At 36.1% G+C, this 16,296-nt stretch carries 10 protein-coding genes; all 10 read left to right on the top strand.

What is annotated here, in order from left to right; translation table 11 throughout:
* Positions 1–102: 102 nt before the first annotated feature.
* The 10 genes from B0A81_RS01425 to B0A81_RS01380 all read left to right on the top strand — a co-directional run bounded on the left by B0A81_RS01425 (position 103) and on the right by B0A81_RS01380 (position 16,281).
* A complete protein-coding gene (locus B0A81_RS01425; RefSeq protein ID WP_089056349.1) occupies positions 103–1,395 on the top strand; it encodes a glucosidase family protein in 1,293 nt (430 codons plus the stop codon).
* A 393-nt stretch (positions 1,396–1,788) separates the two neighbouring features.
* Positions 1,789–3,972 (top strand): glycoside hydrolase family 3 N-terminal domain-containing protein, encoded by a 2,184-nt coding sequence (locus B0A81_RS01420; protein ID WP_089056348.1) that lies wholly within the window; start codon positions 1,789–1,791, stop codon positions 3,970–3,972.
* 306 nt (positions 3,973–4,278) lie between these two features.
* On the top strand, positions 4,279–6,537 hold the full coding sequence (locus B0A81_RS01415; protein ID WP_089056347.1) for a GH92 family glycosyl hydrolase: 2,259 nt from the start codon (positions 4,279–4,281) through the stop codon (positions 6,535–6,537).
* A 231-nt stretch (positions 6,538–6,768) separates the two neighbouring features.
* On the top strand, positions 6,769–7,674 hold the full coding sequence (locus tag B0A81_RS01410; protein WP_089056346.1) for a metallophosphoesterase family protein: 906 nt from the start codon (positions 6,769–6,771) through the stop codon (positions 7,672–7,674).
* A gap of 132 nt (positions 7,675–7,806) precedes the next feature.
* Complete coding sequence (gene fucP / locus B0A81_RS01405; protein WP_089056345.1) at positions 7,807–9,096, top strand: L-fucose:H+ symporter permease; 1,290 nt, start codon at positions 7,807–7,809, stop codon at positions 9,094–9,096.
* Positions 9,097–9,112: 16 nt separating this feature from the next.
* Complete coding sequence (locus B0A81_RS01400) at positions 9,113–10,768, top strand: UxaA family hydrolase (protein WP_089056344.1); 1,656 nt, start codon at positions 9,113–9,115, stop codon at positions 10,766–10,768.
* A 295-nt stretch (positions 10,769–11,063) separates the two neighbouring features.
* Positions 11,064–11,828, top strand: coding sequence for an SDR family NAD(P)-dependent oxidoreductase (locus B0A81_RS01395; RefSeq protein WP_089056343.1), 765 nt, complete (start codon positions 11,064–11,066; stop codon positions 11,826–11,828).
* Positions 11,829–11,834: 6 nt separating this feature from the next.
* Entirely contained in the window at positions 11,835–12,572 is a 738-nt protein-coding gene (locus B0A81_RS01390; protein WP_089056342.1) for a (Fe-S)-binding protein, read from the top strand.
* Positions 12,573–12,649: 77 nt separating this feature from the next.
* The gene (locus B0A81_RS01385) at positions 12,650–14,905 is read left to right on the top strand and encodes a glycoside hydrolase family 95 protein (protein WP_089056341.1); all 2,256 of its coding nucleotides are present in this window, start codon (positions 12,650–12,652) and stop codon (positions 14,903–14,905) included.
* Between the two features lie 2 nt (positions 14,906–14,907).
* Positions 14,908–16,281, top strand: a complete 1,374-nt coding sequence (locus B0A81_RS01380; RefSeq protein ID WP_089056340.1) for a lactate utilization protein B — start codon at positions 14,908–14,910, stop codon at positions 16,279–16,281.
* Positions 16,282–16,296: the final 15 nt, after the last annotated feature.

Raw genomic sequence — 16,296 nt, 5'->3', positions numbered from 1 at the left:
ATTTACAATTAAAATCTATCCTGAAGCGTCGGGACTATGTGTTAAAAAAAACGAATCGCAACGAACTAAAAACAATAAACAATAATTCCAATTTAAATAAACATGAAAAAAATACTTTCGTCAGCAGCGGCACTTGCTTTTATGCTGACTCTTACAGCACAGCCAAAAATGCCGATTGACAAAAAAATGTCGGAGAAAATCAAGAACGATCAAAATATGGCGTTCGTAAAAAAGAAAGCTTTAGAAGTAATTAAAACTGGTGTAAATGCTGGTGATGGTTACCGTGAAGTGTGGATTCGTGATTATAATACTTTTGTTGAATTAGCAGCACAAGTCACTAAAAAAGAAGATATAAAAGAGAATCTGTTAGTGTTTTTTAGAATGCAGGGCGATGACGGAAACATTATTGACGGCTATACTCCTAAAGAGCAAATTGGAGCTGGAGAAACAGATTTCTCTTATTCAAAATTAGAACCAAGATATGCAGCACATAAAAACACTGTTGAAACAGATCAAGAAACTTCATTGGTGCAAGCCGTTTACAAGTATATTCAATTAACAGGTGATAAATCAATTTTAGCAGAAAAAGTAGGTGATAAAACCGTTGCAAAAAGGTTAGAATGGTCTATGGACTTTTTAATGAAAAACCGCTATACCACAAAATACGGCTTAATTACAGGTGCAACAACAGCAGATTGGGGCGATGTGCAGCCAGAAGATGGTTACGGAGTTGATCTTGATGGAAATACGCATATGGCTTGCGATATTTATGACAATGCTATGTTTATTGTGGCGTTGAATAATTTAATGGAAATGATTCCGTCAACAAAAAACAAATGGCAGAAAATTAAAACAGACGTTGCTAAAAACACAAGAACATATCTTTGGGATACTAAAAATCAAAAATATATTCCGCATTTATATTTAAATGGATCACCTTTTCCTGCAGATTTTGATGAGAATAATATTTACTATTTCGGAGGAACAACAGTTGCAATGGAAGCTGGATTATTGAGTAAAGCAGAAGTAAAAGCTTCGCTTGACGAAATGGTAAAAAGAGTAAAAGAAGCTGGAGCGCCATCTATAGGCTTAACGCTTTATCCGCCATATCCAAATGGTTATTTTGTAAACAAAATTATGAATCCAATTTACAGTTATCAAAACGGCGGCGATTGGACTTGGTTTGGAGCACGAACAATTCAGCAATTAATTAAATACGGATATGTAGAAGAAGCATATAGAGAAGTACAGCCAATGCTTAAACGAGTAAAAGACAATAACGGTTTCTACGAATGGTATTCGATAAAAAATGAGCCAAGAGGATCGGGAACTTTTAGAGGTGAGGCAGGAGTTTTATACACTGCAATCGTAATGTTCGAAAATCTGAATAAATAAGAAAATCCACAGAAGGGTGAAGCAGATAAGGTAATTATCAACTTCACCTTTTTTATGGAGTAGGTTTTTATATAACCTTAACTTAAGACTGCGTTTATGTAAGTGAGATATTTCGGAAGAAATATCTCTTTTTTATTTTTTAACTTAAAGTATGGGCAATTGTAAATTAAATTTAGATAAAATCGGAGTATTATTTAATCAAAAAGATATTCTATCTTTAAATTTCTGAAATATTTCAAATAAAGTAGTAAAGAAGAATGTTTATTCTTTGAAGTAAAGTAAGTTATGGTTTTTTAAAACAATTGGCTTAACTGAATTATACAGTCATTTGCTTTAATTGATAAAACGATTTAGTAAAAAAGAAACTCGATAATAAAATTTAAAATCTCAATAATGAATTGCTTAAAAAATTACCGATTTGTACTGTTTTTTTGTTTCTGTGTCGGAATTACTTCTGCACAGCAAAAAACATATCCTTATAAAAATCCAAACTTATCAATAGATAAAAGAGTAGACGATTTACTAAAACAATTGACGATTGAAGAGAAAATTTCTTTATTAGGATTCGAAAGCAAAGCCGTTAAACGATTAGATATTCCGCAGTATAATTGGTGGAACGAATCATTGCACGGAGTAGCACGAGCAGGAAAAGCAACCGTTTTTCCGCAAGCTTTAGGAATGGCAGCCTCTTTTAATGATAACTTATTAAATGAAGTGGCAAATGCAATCTCAACCGAAGCCAGAGCTAAAAATAATATGGCTGTAGCCAAAGATCGTCGTTTACAATATATGGGACTAAATTTCTGGTCGCCAAACATCAATATTTTCAGAGACCCGCGTTGGGGAAGAGGACAAGAAACGTACGGTGAAGATCCGTTTTTAACTGGAAAAATGGGAACGGCTTATGTAAAAGGTTTACAAGGAACAGATCCTAAATATATGAAAGCGGCAGCTTGTGCCAAACATTTTGCGGTGCATAGCGGTCCTGAAAAAAACAGACATTCGATTGATGTGATTGTAGATGAAAAAGATTTGAGAGAAACTTATTTATACGCTTTCAAAAAATTAGTTGATGCAAAAGTAGAAACGGTAATGTGCGCTTATAATCGTGTAAATTCTGAGCCATGTTGTACAGGTAAAACATTATTAAAAGATATTTTACGAAATGAATGGAAGTTTGGCGGTCACGTTGTTACCGATTGTTGGGCACTTCAGGATATTTACGAAAGCCATAAAACCCTGCCAAACAGCATAACTGTTGCTGCAGAAGCAATTAAAGCGGGAGTAAATATGGATTGCAGCGGATTATTGCAAAAAGACGCTATCAATGCACTAAATCAAAAATTAATTACTCAAAAAGATATTGACAATGCGTTAGCACCAACATTGCGTACACAGTTTAAACTTGGATTTTACGACAAAGCAGAAGATAATCCGTATAGAAAATATGGAATAGACAGTATTGCAAATACGTATCACAGAAATCTAAGCCGAAAAATGGCTGAGCAAAGCATGGTTTTGTTGAAGAATGGTGAAGTGGGAGAAAAGAAAACAAAATTGCTTCCGCTGAAAAAAGACGATTATAAATCGATGGTTGTGGTTGGGCCAAATGCAGCTTCACTAGATGCTTTGTTAGGTAATTATCACGGAATTACAGATAAAGCTGTAAATTTTGTAGAAGGTATTGCGGGAGCTGTTGATCCTGATACTCGTGTAGAATATGATATGGGATGCGACTTTACCGATACAAAGAATTTTGGTGGTGTTTGGGCAGCTTCTATGGCTGATTTGACGATCGCCGTAATTGGTTTCACTCCAGTTTATGAAGGTGAAGAAGGTGATGCTTTTCTAGCAGATGGAAAAGGAGACAGAAAAAACATGGATTTACCGGCTTCTCATATTGCGTACATAAAAGCGCTTCGTAAAGGAACTAAATCACCTCTTATAGCAGTAGTAACAGGCGGAAGTGCGGTTGATATTTCGGCAATTGAGCCTTATGTAGATGCAATTGTTTTTGCGTGGTATCCTGGAGAGCAAGGCGGAACTGCTTTGGCAAATCTTCTTTTTGGAAAAGTATCTCCATCAGGACATTTACCGGTTAGCTTTTACAAATCGTTCAGCGATTTACCAGATTATAACAGTTATGCAATGGCAGGAAGAACGTATCGCTATTCTGATAAAGAGGTACAATATCCGTTTGGTTTTGGATTAAGTTACAGCACTTTTGGCTACAATTGGGTTAAACGACCTACGAGAGTCACAATGAGTTCAGACGAAATTTCAATGCAAATCGAAATTTTTAATACAGGTCAATATGATGCTGATGAAGTAGCTCAGGTATATGTAGAATATCCAAACGTTGATAGAATGCCGTTGAAAGAACTGAAAGCTTTTAAACGTGTTTCGTTGGTTAAAGGAAAATCAAAAACAATCACATTGCAAATTCCATTGAAAGAGCTTCAAAAATGGGACGAGACTACAAAACAATTTAAGATCTATGAAGGAAACTACACATTGAAAATCGGATCGAATTCAAGAGATACAATGTTGGAAGGTAGTTTTGAGATTGTGAAGTAGAGATAAGTAAGAAGAAAGAGTGTAGATGAAAGAGTATAGATGAAAGAGTGTAGAGGAAAGAGTGTAGAAGAAAGAGTGTAGAAGAAAGAGTGTAGAGGAAAGAGTGTAGAGGAAAGAGTGTAGAGGAAAGAGTAAAGATTATAGAGTAAAGATTATAGTGTAAAGATTATAGTGTAAAGATTATAGAGTAAAGATTATAGAGTAAAGAAGCTCAGGTTTGCTCCGCTAGAGATTAGTGAAAATTCGTGTAATTCGTGGCAAAAAAACTTTTCAGATTACAATAGATATATCAAATTAAAAAAAAATATGAATAAAAATTTAAAATCAACATTTTTTGCAATTTTAGGACTTTGCTGCCTGCAAATGCAAAGCCAGATTGGGAAACAAAATTTGACACAATATGTAGATCCGTTTATTGGAACGGGATTTCATGGACACGTTTTTATGGGAGCAAATGTTCCTTTTGGAGCAGTTCAGTTAGGACCGGTTAATATCTCACAAGGTTGGGATTGGTGTTCTGGTTATCATTATTCTGATCCAACAATTATTGGGTTTTCACACACACATTTAAGCGGAACTGGAATTGGTGATCTTGGGGATTTACTTTTTATGCCTGCGGTTGGTAAAATCAATCTGAAAAAAGGAACTGCCAAAGACATGGAAAACGGTTATATCTCAGGTTTCGATCATAAAGATGAAGTTGCAAAACCGGGTTATTACTCTGTTGTTTTAAAGAAAAATGGAATCAAAGCGGAAATGACGGCTTCGGAGCGAGTTGGATTTCAAAAATATACTTTTCCTGCTTCAGATAAATCACATATCGTTCTAGATTTAGTTGAAGGAATTGGCTGGGACAAAGCAGTAGATACTTATATCAGAGTAAAAAATGATACATTGATTGAAGGATATCGTTTTTCGAAAGGCTGGGCGCCGGATCAACGTATTTATTTTGCAGCAATTTTGTCAAAACCTGCTAAGAAAATCCAATTGTACAACAATACTAAAGAGATGATCAATAAAGTGGTTTTAGGAGATAGTGCCAAAGCAGTGCTTCAGTTTTCAACTTTAAAAGATGAAGTGATTAAAATTAAAGTGGGAATTTCGGCAGTAAGTACAGAAAACGCTTTAATGAATATTAAAAAAGAAATTTCAGGCTGGAACTTTGAAAAAGTTGCTGTTCAAGCAGATGAAAAATGGAATAAAGAGTTGAATAAAATTGAGGTAAAATCGAAAGATATTGCTAAAATGAGAACATTTTATACAGCATTATATCACACCATGATTGCGCCGTCGACTTACAACGACAGTAATGGCGATTATTACGGTTCAGACAAACAAGTGCATAGAGCGGCAGGATTTACCAATTTAACTACATTTTCGTTGTGGGATACTTACAGAGGGGCAAATCCTTTGCTTACGCTAACACAAACGGATAAAGTTTCGGATATTATTAATTCGATGCTGGCGATTTATAAAGAAACAGGGCATCTTCCAGTTTGGCATTTAATGGGGAATGAAACCTATTGTATGCCCGGAAACAGTGCAATTCAGATTGTTGTTGATGCGTATTTAAAAGGAATAAAAGGAATTGACGGAGAATTAGCTTTTGAAGCTGTAAAAGCTACAGCAATGCAAGACGACCGCGGACTGAATTTCGTGAAAAAAATAGGCTACATTCCTGCAGATAGTTTAAGAGAATCAGTAGCTATTGGTATGGAGTATTCTATCTCAGATGGAGCAATTGCAATGATGGCAAAAAAAATGGGCAAAACTGAAGATTATAATTATTTCATTAATCGCTCAAAAGCCTACAAAAAATATTACGATCCTTCGACAACTTTTGTACGTGGAAAAGTAAGTGATACGCAATGGAGAACACCTTTTGATCCGTTTAAATCAGCACATATGAAAGATGATTTTGCCGAAGGAAATGCATGGCAGTATACTTGGTTAGTTCCTCACGATGTAGAAGGATTAATTGCTATGCTTGGCGGTGAAAAATCATTCACTAAAAAATTAGATACTTTGTTTACAATTACCGGCGATATGGGAGCAGAAGCTTCTAGTGATATTACAGGTTTGATTGGGCAGTATGCGCACGGAAACGAGCCAAGCCATCATATTACATACCTTTATAATTTCGTAGGACAACCTTGGAAAACAGCCGAAAAAGTACGTTACATTGTTGATAATCTATACAGTGATAAACCAGATGGATTGTGTGGAAATGAAGATGTCGGACAAATGTCGGCTTGGTATATTTGGAGCGCAATGGGAATGTATTCTGTAAATCCATTCAACGGAATTTATGTTTTCGGAAGCCCAAGTATGGACGAATCAACATTGAATTTAGCAGATGGAAAAAGTTTTACAGTAAAAGCGTTAAACAACAATGCAAAGAATATCTACATTCAAAAAGCAACTTTAAACGGAAAGGCTTATACTCAAAGTTATATTCTTCATTCGGATATTATGAAAGGCGGCGAGTTAATTTTTACAATGGGAGATAAACCTTCTAAAACTTGGGGAGTTGCGGCAAAAGATAGACCTTATTCTGTGAAATAGTTCATCCGAATCAAAAGTTGAAGTTTATAGTTTTTCTAATCAGACACGGATTATACAGATTCGCTAACGCGAAGACGCGGATTAAAACGGATTTTATTTATGTAAAAATTTAAGTTGATAATCTGTCTTAATCTGCGTTTTTACGAAGTAAATCCGTTTTATCCGCGTCATAAATGTGTTTTATTAGATCATTAGTTCGAGTAACGGATAGTTATAATATTAAATTGTAAAATGAAAAGAAGAGATTTATTAAAATATATTGGTTTAACTGCCGGAACTGTAGCCTTAACAGGTTCAACTTCTATTATTGCTGCAGCAGAGAAAAGTACTAAGTCCAAAAGAGTTTTGCGAATTGCGCATATTACAGATGTGCATATTCGACCTGAAGAAAATGCTCCAGATCGATTTATAAAATGCTTAGAAGAAATCAAGAAACACAAAGTCGATTTTTTTCTCAATGGCGGAGATTCCATTTTTGCAGCAGACTATGATAATATTACTCGCGAAAGAGTAAATGAACTATGGAAAATTTGGAGCGACACAACAAAAGGAATCAGCGGTTTTGAATTGCACAGCTGCCTCGGAAATCATGATATGTGGTGGGCAGCGCCAAACAAACAAGATACTATGTATGGGAAAGACTATGTAGTAAAACAATTAGGAATCCCAAACCGCTATTACAGCTTCGATAAAAAAGGATGGCACTTTGTAATATTAGACAGTAATAACGGCGGCGGTTCATTAGATGATGAACAGCGTTTATGGCTCGAAAAAGATTTACAAAGTATACCTGCTGGTACGCCAGTTGTGTGTATGAGTCATTTTCCTATTCTTGCTGTCTGTACGCATGTTGACGGAGGAAACCACACCGATTCAAAATACATCAGCGATCTTTTTTATAAACATAAAGATAAAAAGATCACGTGTTTAAGTGGACACATTCATTTAAAAGATGAAGCCGTTTACAACAATGTACATTATTATTGTAATGGTGCTTTGAGCGGTTTTTGGTGGGAACCGGGAGACAAAGACTCGGCAGGGAAAACTTTTTACAAACAAACACCTCCAGGATACGCCATTATTGATCTGTTTGAAGATGGATCAGTTGTAAATCAATATTACCCGCATTCCTTTTAAATGCATCTTTTTTGTTTAAAATTATCATAATAGACAATTAATAATTAAACAAGGGTAATATTGAATTAATAATTATACTTTAAGTATTATATTTTTATAATCGTAAAAAAGTATAATTTTAATAAAAAGCATATGGCATTAATAACACAGTTGGATGTTCAAAAAGAGACTGGTACAAAAGAAAATAAGAAATGGCTTTTTCCTTTTATATTAGTTACCAGTTTATTCTTTTTCTGGGGTTTTGTACACAATCTAGATCCAATACTAATTCCACATTTACGAAAAGCATTTAATCTAACAGACTTAGAATCGTCTTTAATAGACTCTTCAGTTTTTATTGCCTATTTTGTTATGGCTTTGCCTGCGGGATATATCATGCGAAAGTACGGTTATAAGTCAGGTATTATGATTGGATTGGTTCTATTTGGTATTGGTTCCATTTTGTTTGTTCCAGCCGCCAATTCACTGCAATACATTTACTTTTTGGGCGCTTTATTTGTTATCGCCTGCGGACTTACTTTTTTGGAAACAGCGGCAAATCCATATGTAACTATTCTAGGACCAGCAGAAACAGCTACAAAAAGATTAAATTTCTCTCAATCATTCAACGGGTTAGCTGCTTTTATTGCTCCAGCTTATATTGGCCCAATGATCTTATCAGGTAAAAATCTAACTCAAGCTCAAATGGACGCTATGGCTCCTGCCGAATTGCACGCTTATGTTTTAGAAGAAGCAGCAAGTGTAAAAATGCCGTATTTAGTTTTAGGACTAATTATTCTGGCAGTTGCAGTTTTGTTTTATTTTACCAATATGCCAGATGTAAAAGACGAAGATAAAGAAGGAGCAGACGGAGCAAGTTTTGCCGGAGCCTTAAAGTCAATGCGTTTGCGTTGGGGAATATTAGCACAGTTTTTTTATGTAGGAGCACAAGTTTGCGTGGGAAGTTTTTTTATTAAAATGGCGACTACTTCTGCAGGACTTGAAGAAGGCGTTGCAGCAAAGTATTTAGGATTTTTTGGACTAGCATTTATGCTTGGACGTTTCGCTGGTACGTTCTTCATGCAATACATAGAACCAAGAAAATTATTAATCATTTATGCCATTATTAATATTGGCTTATCCATATTAGCCATAACAGGAACAGGAATGTTAGTGGTTTATACTTTAATAGCAATAGCATTTTTTATGAGTATCATGTTCCCAACGATTTTTTCAATGGGAATTGAGGGACTTGGACATAACACAAAAATTGGTTCCTCATTAATCGTAATGTCAATTGTTGGAGGTGCATTGCTTCCTCCAGTTTTAGGATTGATTTCGGATATCACGGGAAGTATTCAATATGGTTATGTTGTTCCATTGACATGTTTCTCGGTAATTCTATTGTTTGCATTTAACGGACATAAAACAAATAAAGCATAAATTCTATTTATATAATATGTTAGAAAACGGAAGTAAAAGATTGGTTATAAAAATGCACCCAGATGATAATGTACTGGTGGCTTTAACAGATTTGTCTAAAGGAGAAAGTGTAGTTTTTGAGAATGAAACTTTCCTATTACAGGACACAATCAAGGCAAAGCATAAGTTTTATACAACCAATTTGAGAGCGGGAGATGAAATTATTATGTACGGCGTTTTGGTTGGAAAAGTACAATTTGATGTTGCTAAAGGAAGTCTAATGACGACTGAAAACCTTAAACATGCAGCTGAGCCTTATAAATATCGTGAAGTTGATTTTGAATGGCAGGCGCCAGATGTTTCAAAATATAAAGACAGAACTTTTAATGGATATAAAAGAAATGACGGTCGAGTAGGAACTGCTAATTATTGGTTATTTGTACCAACAGTATTTTGCGAAAATAGAAATTTGGATGTAATACGTGAAGCTTTACATAATGAGTTAGGATATTCTGTAAGTGATAAATACACTCAGTATACTCATGCTTTACTTGAAGCTTATAAAAATGGAAAAAGTCTGGATTCAATTGACGTTCAGTTGGCTCCAGAGCCTTATACAAACAAAGTTTTTAAAAACGTAGACGGCATAAAATTTTTAAATCATCAAGGAGGCTGCGGAGGTACGCGCCAAGATTCGGCTACCTTAAGTGCCTTATTAGCATCTTATGCAAATCATCCAAATGTTGCTGGAATAACAGTACTTAGTTTAGGATGTCAGCATTTGCAAGTACAGGATTTTACAAACGATGTCAAAAAACAAAATCCATCTTTTGATAAACCGTTATTCATTTTTGAGCAGCAGCAATCAAAAAGTGAAGAACAATTAATTGCAGATGCCATTAAAAAAACATTCGAAGGATTAATCGAAATAAACAAACAAGAACGAACTCCGGCGCCTTTAAGCGAATTATGTTTAGGAGTTAAATGCGGAGGAAGCGATGGTTTCAGCGGTGTTTCGGCAAATCCAGCAGTAGGTTATACATCAGATTTGCTGGTGGCTTTGGGCGGTAAAGTATTATTAGCTGAATTTCCAGAATTGTGCGGTGTCGAGCAAAATCTTATTGATCGTTGTACATCAGAAGAAACAGCAAAAAAGTTCATTGATTTAATGCAGTCTTATGATGCTTTAGCACATAAAGTAGGTTCGGGATTTCATATGAATCCTTCGCCGGGAAACATTAAAGACGGCTTAATAACAGACGCTATAAAAAGTGCCGGAGCAGCTAAGAAAGGTGGAACAGCTCCTGTAATTGATGTATTGGATTATACAGAACCAGCCACAAAAGCAGGTTTAAGTTTAGTTTGTACACCAGGAAATGATGTCGAAGCAACAACAGGAAAAGCAGCATCTGGAGCAACATTAATATTGTTTACAACAGGATTAGGAACTCCAACAGGAAATCCAGTTTGTCCAGTAATCAAAGTAGCTACAAATTCGGTTTTAGCAAAAAAAATGAGCGACATTATAGATATTGACTGCGGTCCAATTATCAGCGGAGAGAAAACCATTGAAGAAATGGGAGAAGATATTTTAGAATATTGTATCAAAGCAGCCAGCGGTGAAATTATTCCAAAAGCAGTATTGTTAAATCAAGACGATTTTATTCCGTGGAAACGAGGAGTATCATTGTAAAAGAGTAAAAAAAGTATAAACTAAATTGTTTGGGTATAATTAAAAAAAATCTAACGCATAGGAACATAGATTTTAATGATCAATAAAAGAATACAAAAAAAGAAATTTGTTTCTTTCACATAATTGGCTTTGTGAATTGTCACCCTGAGCGAAGTCGAAGGGCGCTCCAATTGGTGCGTGGGCTTCGACTCCGCTCAGCCTGACAACGACTTCGCTCAGCCTGACAAAAAGTTATAAAAATCTATGTTTCTATGTGTTAAATTGATTAAAGCCAACGAATCAAATATTAAATCATATGTTTTCATTACAAAACAAAAAAGCAGTTGTTACCGGTGGCGGAAGCGGAATAGGAAAAGCCATTTCGGTTTTATTTGCAAAGCAAGGAGCTGAAGTTCATATTGTTGAATTAACAGAAGAAAGTGCTAAAAGCGCTGTCGATGAAATAAAAGCTAATGGAGGAAAAGTATTCTCACACGCTTGTAATGTTGCCAGCCAACAAGAAGTAACAGCAACATTTGAGAAAATAGGAAATATCAATATTTTGGTAAACAATGCAGGAATTGCTCACGTAGGTAAAGTAGACACAACTCCCGAAGCCGATTTTGACCGAGTGATGAGTGTGAATGTAAAAGGCGTATACAACTGTTTACATACTTCAATACCACAATTTAGAAATTCTGGCGGAGGTGTTATTGTAAATATGGCTTCTATTGCAGCGTGGGTAGGAATCTCAGATCGATTTGCATATTCTACAGCCAAAGGTGCCGTAATGGCAATGACCTTGTCAATAGCCAGAGATTATATGAGCGAAAATATACGTTGTAATTCTATTTCACCTGCACGCGTGCATACACCATTTGTAGACGGATTTATTGCCAAAAACTATCCGGGTCAAGAAGTAGAAATGTTCGAAAAATTATCAAAATCTCAGCCTATCGGACGTATGGCAAAACCGGATGAAGTTGCAGCTTTAGCTTTGTTTTTATGCAGCGATGAATCTGGTTTTGTTACCGGTTGCGATTATCCTATAGACGGAGGTTTTATAAAACTAAATAATTAAATTATAATGAAAGTTGCCTTATTCATACCCTGCTATATAGATCAGTTTTACCCCAATGTGGGTATTGCTGCTTTGCAACTATTAGAAAAGCTGGGGTGTGATGTTACTTTTCCTTTGGAACAAACCTGCTGCGGTCAGCCAATGGCTAATAGTGGTTTTGCCAGTTTAAGTAAAGGCTGTGATAAGAATTTTGTTAAAAATTTTGCAGGATTCGATTATATAGTAGCTCCATCAGGAAGTTGTGTTTTACATGTAAAAGAACATTTGCAGGATTCAGAAAATCCGCAAACCGCATTACACATTCGTAATTCGGTTTATGAACTTACAGAGTTTTTAACAGATGTTCTAAAAGTAGAAAGCATTAATGCCAATTTTCCTTTTAAAGTGGGATTACACAATAGCTGTCACGGACAAAGAGGATTACATCTTTCGTCAATGACAGAAAGAGTTTTACCTGAATTTTCGAAACCAGAGCAATTATTGAAAATGGTAAACGGAATTACGTTAAGTAAGCCAAAACGAAATGATGAATGTTGTGGTTTTGGAGGTACTTTTTGCGTATTTGAAGAGGCAGTTAGTGTGAAAATGGGGAAAGACAGAGTAAAAGAACACGAAGACAATAAGGTAGATTACATTACTGGAGGAGACACCAGCTGTTTAATGCATTTAGATGGTATTTTGAAAAGAAACGGAAGTAAAGTAAAAACCATTCATATCGCCGAAATATTGAATAATAGTTTATAGTAAGAGATTAGAAAATTTCTTCGACTTAAATCGAGGGAGTAAATGATATATTCATCATTAATTGCATATTCAAAATAATGAATAAAATTAAATTATTTACGCTTTTAGTACTTGTATTATTTGTTGATTCCGTTTGTCTGGCACAGAAGAATCATCCCATAAAACTATGGTATAAACAGCCGGCTGTGAAATGGTCTGCTGAAGCTTTACCTATTGGCAATGGGCGGTTGGGAGCTATGTTTTTTGGTGGAGTACAACGAGAAGTTATTCAGTTTAACGAACAAAGCCTTTGGTCGGGTGATAACAACTGGGATGGAGAATATGAAACAGGTGATCATGGATTTGGTTCATATCGCAATTTTGGAGAAATCACAATTGATTTTACAGACAAAAGTGCTTTCTCTAATTATTCTCGCTCACTTGATATTTCGAATGGAATCCATCAAACTGAATTTATTCAGAATAAAATAAAAGTTAGTCGGGAAGGTTTTGCAAGTTATCCAGATCAAGTGATGGTTTTTGAATATAAAGCTAATGCGAAAAATGGTTTTTCAGGAACTATTTCTCTTAGTTCAGCTCAAGGAGCAATAAGCAAAGCTTCGATGAGCAGTATAAGTTTTATAGGAGAAATGCCAAATAATCTAAAATATGCAGCCAAACTTTTAGTGCAAAATAAAGGAGGGAAAATACGTTATGAAGGACCAAATTTGATCTTTGAGAACTGTAATTCATTGACATTGATTTTGGACGCCCGAACAAATTATAAACCCGATTATAAATCAAATTGGCGAGGAGAAGATCCGATGCCGCTTATTGAAAAAGAATTATCAGCTGCAAAAAGCAAAGGTTATGAAAAACTTAGAGCAGCTCATTTAAAAGATTTGAGTTCGATACTAACGCGCGTTTACCTCAATATAGGAAGCACTGATGCAGTTACTTCAACTTTGCCAACAGATGAACGATTAAAAAAATATGCAGCTGGTGGAGTTGATCCCGATTTAGAAGAAACGATGTTCCAATATGGGCGCTATTTATTAGCAAGCAGTTCTCGTCGTGGAGGCTTGCCAGCTAATTTGCAAGGTTTATGGAATGATAGTAATACACCTGCTTGGGCAAGTGATTATCACAATAACATTAATGTGCAAATGAATTATTGGGGAGTCGAATCGACTAATTTATCAGAATGTCATTTGCCATTGATTGATTTTATCGTTGCAGCTCAAGAACCTTGTCGTATTGCTACTCGCAAAGCTTTTGGAGAAAAAACACGCGGCTGGACAGCTCGAACCAGTCAAAATATATTTGGCGGAAATGGCTGGGAATGGAATATACCTGCAAGTGCTTGGTATGCGCAACATGTATATGAACATTGGGCATTTACGAAGGATAATGAGTATTTACGTCGTACGGCGTATCCTATTATTAAAGAAGTTTGCGAATATTGGGAAGACAATTTAAAAACGATGCCAAATGGACAATTAATGGTTCCAAATGGATGGTCGCCTGAGCATGGTCCGCGTGAAGATGGAGTAATGATGGATCAGCAGTTGGTTTGGGATTTGTTCCAAAACTATCTGGACGCAGCCAAAGCACTTAGCATTGATAATGATTATCAAAAGAAAGTAGCGGATATGCAAGTCCGTTTAGCTCCAAATAAAATTGGAAAATGGGGACAATTGCAGGAATGGCAAGCAGATCGTGATGATCCAAATGACGAGCATCGCCATACATCGCATCTTTTTGCGGTATATCCAGGACGTCAAATTAGTATTTCTACTACGCCGGAACTGGCCAATGGAGCTATTCTTTCATTGCGCAGCAGAAGTGGAAATTTTGGAAAAAATGAAAACACACCTTTTACAGTTGAATCTACTGTTGGTGACAGCCGCCGCTCATGGACTTGGCCTTGGCGTTGCGCAATTTGGGCGCGTTTAGGCGAAGGCGATCGTGCAGCCATTATGATTCGCGGATTACTGACATACAATACATTGCCAAATTTGTTTTGCAATCATCCGCCGTTTCAACTAGACGGTAATTTTGGAATTACTGCTGCTATGGCTGAAATGCTTATTCAAAGCCAAACAGATAAAATTCAGTTACTTCCAGCACTTCCAAAGACTTGGGAAAAAGGAGAAGTAAAAGGTTTATGTGCTAGAGGCGGGTTTGAAGTAGATATGAAATGGGACGAAGGTAAGTTGGTGAGTACAAAAGTACTTTCAAAAGTTGGCGGAGTTTGTAAAGTGCAAAGCGGTAATAACAATATTGAAATCACGACACAGCCTGGTAAAAGTTATACGTTTAATGCAGAATTGAAAGAGATTAGTAAAAAGTAATTATGAAAGCAACCCATGCTGATTTAGCAGAAAAGTTTATAGCAGACGAGCCAAGAACCGATTGGCACGACGAAACTTTATGGTTTGTTCGTGAAAAACGAGACAAAGCTGCGCATGGTTTGCCCGAATGGGAGCAGCTGCGCGAATGGGGATCTCAGATTAAGAACGCAACACTTTCTAATCTTTCCAATTATTTAAAAGAATTTGAAGAAAAAGCCACTGCAAATGGTATAAAAGTTCATTGGGCGTCAGATGCCAAAGAACACAATGAAATTGTTCATAAAATCATCAAAAAGCACGGTATTCAGAAAATTGTGAAGAGCAAGAGCATGCTTACCGAAGAATGTCATTTGAATGAATATTTGCAGCATAACGGAATAGAAGTAGTGGATACAGATCTTGGAGAACGTATTGTTCAATTCAGGAAAGAACCGCCAAGTCATATTGTACTGCCGGCAATTCACTTAAAAAAAGAAGATGTAAGCGCCACTTTTCATGAGCATTTACAAACAGAAAAAGGAAATAATGATCCGCAATATTTAACCGAGGCAGCGAGGCAACACTTGCGAAATAAGTTTGTAGAATCGGAACTGGCGATTACCGGCGTTAATTTTGCTATTGCAGAGACAGGCGGTTTTGTAGTTTGCACCAATGAAGGAAATGCCGATATGGGAGCACACACAGCACCTGTACACATTGCCTGCATGGGCTTTGAGAAATTAATTCCAAAAGCAGAGCATCTGTCTGTGTTTTTGAGATTACTAGCCAGAAGCGCCACAGGTCAGCCTATTACAACGTATTCAAGCCACTTTCATAAACCAAGACCCAATCAGGAAATGCACATTGTCATTGTAGATAATGGCCGCAGTAAACAACTGGGAAGAGATGATTTTAGAAATTCCTTAAAATGCATTCGCTGCGCTGCATGTTTCAACACTTGTCCCGTATATCGCAGAAGCGGCGGACATAGTTACCATACAGCTGTTGCAGGACCTATTGGTTCTATTCTGAATCCAAATTTAGATATGAAAGCCAATGCCGATCTGCCTTTTGCTTCAACTTTATGCGGAAGCTGCACTAACGTATGCCCGGTAAAAATCAATATTCATGAACAGTTATGGAAATGGAGACAAGTGATTGTTTCCGAAGGTTATGCTGCGACAAGTAAAAAAATAAGCATGAAAGGAATGAATTTCCTGTTTTCAAATCCTAAAATCTATCGTTTGATGGGAAAAGTTGGGAGAAAGAGTATGCAGCTATTCCCTTTTATGGTAAATAATAAACTAAATGTTTGGTTCAAGCAAAGAGAAATGCCAGTTCCTCCAAAGGAATCTTTTAGAGATTGGTATTTAAAGAATAAGAAAAGCCAAAATTAAAATATCAGATAACAA

The organism is Flavobacterium plurextorum (assembly GCF_002217395.1).
In the GTDB taxonomy this organism is placed as follows: Bacteria; Bacteroidota; Bacteroidia; order Flavobacteriales; family Flavobacteriaceae; genus Flavobacterium; species Flavobacterium plurextorum.
This window is presented reverse-complemented; position numbering and strand designations above follow the sequence as displayed.

Coding starts and splice junctions, on each gene's coding strand:
- B0A81_RS01395 (WP_089056343.1), top strand. CDS start 11,064: ATGTTTTCATTACAAAACAAAAAAGCAGTTGTTACCGGTGGCGGAAGC.
- B0A81_RS01415 (WP_089056347.1), top strand. CDS start 4,279: ATGAATAAAAATTTAAAATCAACATTTTTTGCAATTTTAGGACTTTGC.
- B0A81_RS01390 (WP_089056342.1), top strand. CDS start 11,835: ATGAAAGTTGCCTTATTCATACCCTGCTATATAGATCAGTTTTACCCC.
- B0A81_RS01400 (WP_089056344.1), top strand. CDS start 9,113: ATGTTAGAAAACGGAAGTAAAAGATTGGTTATAAAAATGCACCCAGAT.
- B0A81_RS01425 (WP_089056349.1), top strand. CDS start 103: ATGAAAAAAATACTTTCGTCAGCAGCGGCACTTGCTTTTATGCTGACT.
- B0A81_RS01385 (WP_089056341.1), top strand. CDS start 12,650: ATGAATAAAATTAAATTATTTACGCTTTTAGTACTTGTATTATTTGTT.
- B0A81_RS01420 (WP_089056348.1), top strand. CDS start 1,789: ATGAATTGCTTAAAAAATTACCGATTTGTACTGTTTTTTTGTTTCTGT.
- B0A81_RS01410 (WP_089056346.1), top strand. CDS start 6,769: ATGAAAAGAAGAGATTTATTAAAATATATTGGTTTAACTGCCGGAACT.
- B0A81_RS01380 (WP_089056340.1), top strand. CDS start 14,908: ATGAAAGCAACCCATGCTGATTTAGCAGAAAAGTTTATAGCAGACGAG.
- fucP (WP_089056345.1), top strand. CDS start 7,807: ATGGCATTAATAACACAGTTGGATGTTCAAAAAGAGACTGGTACAAAA.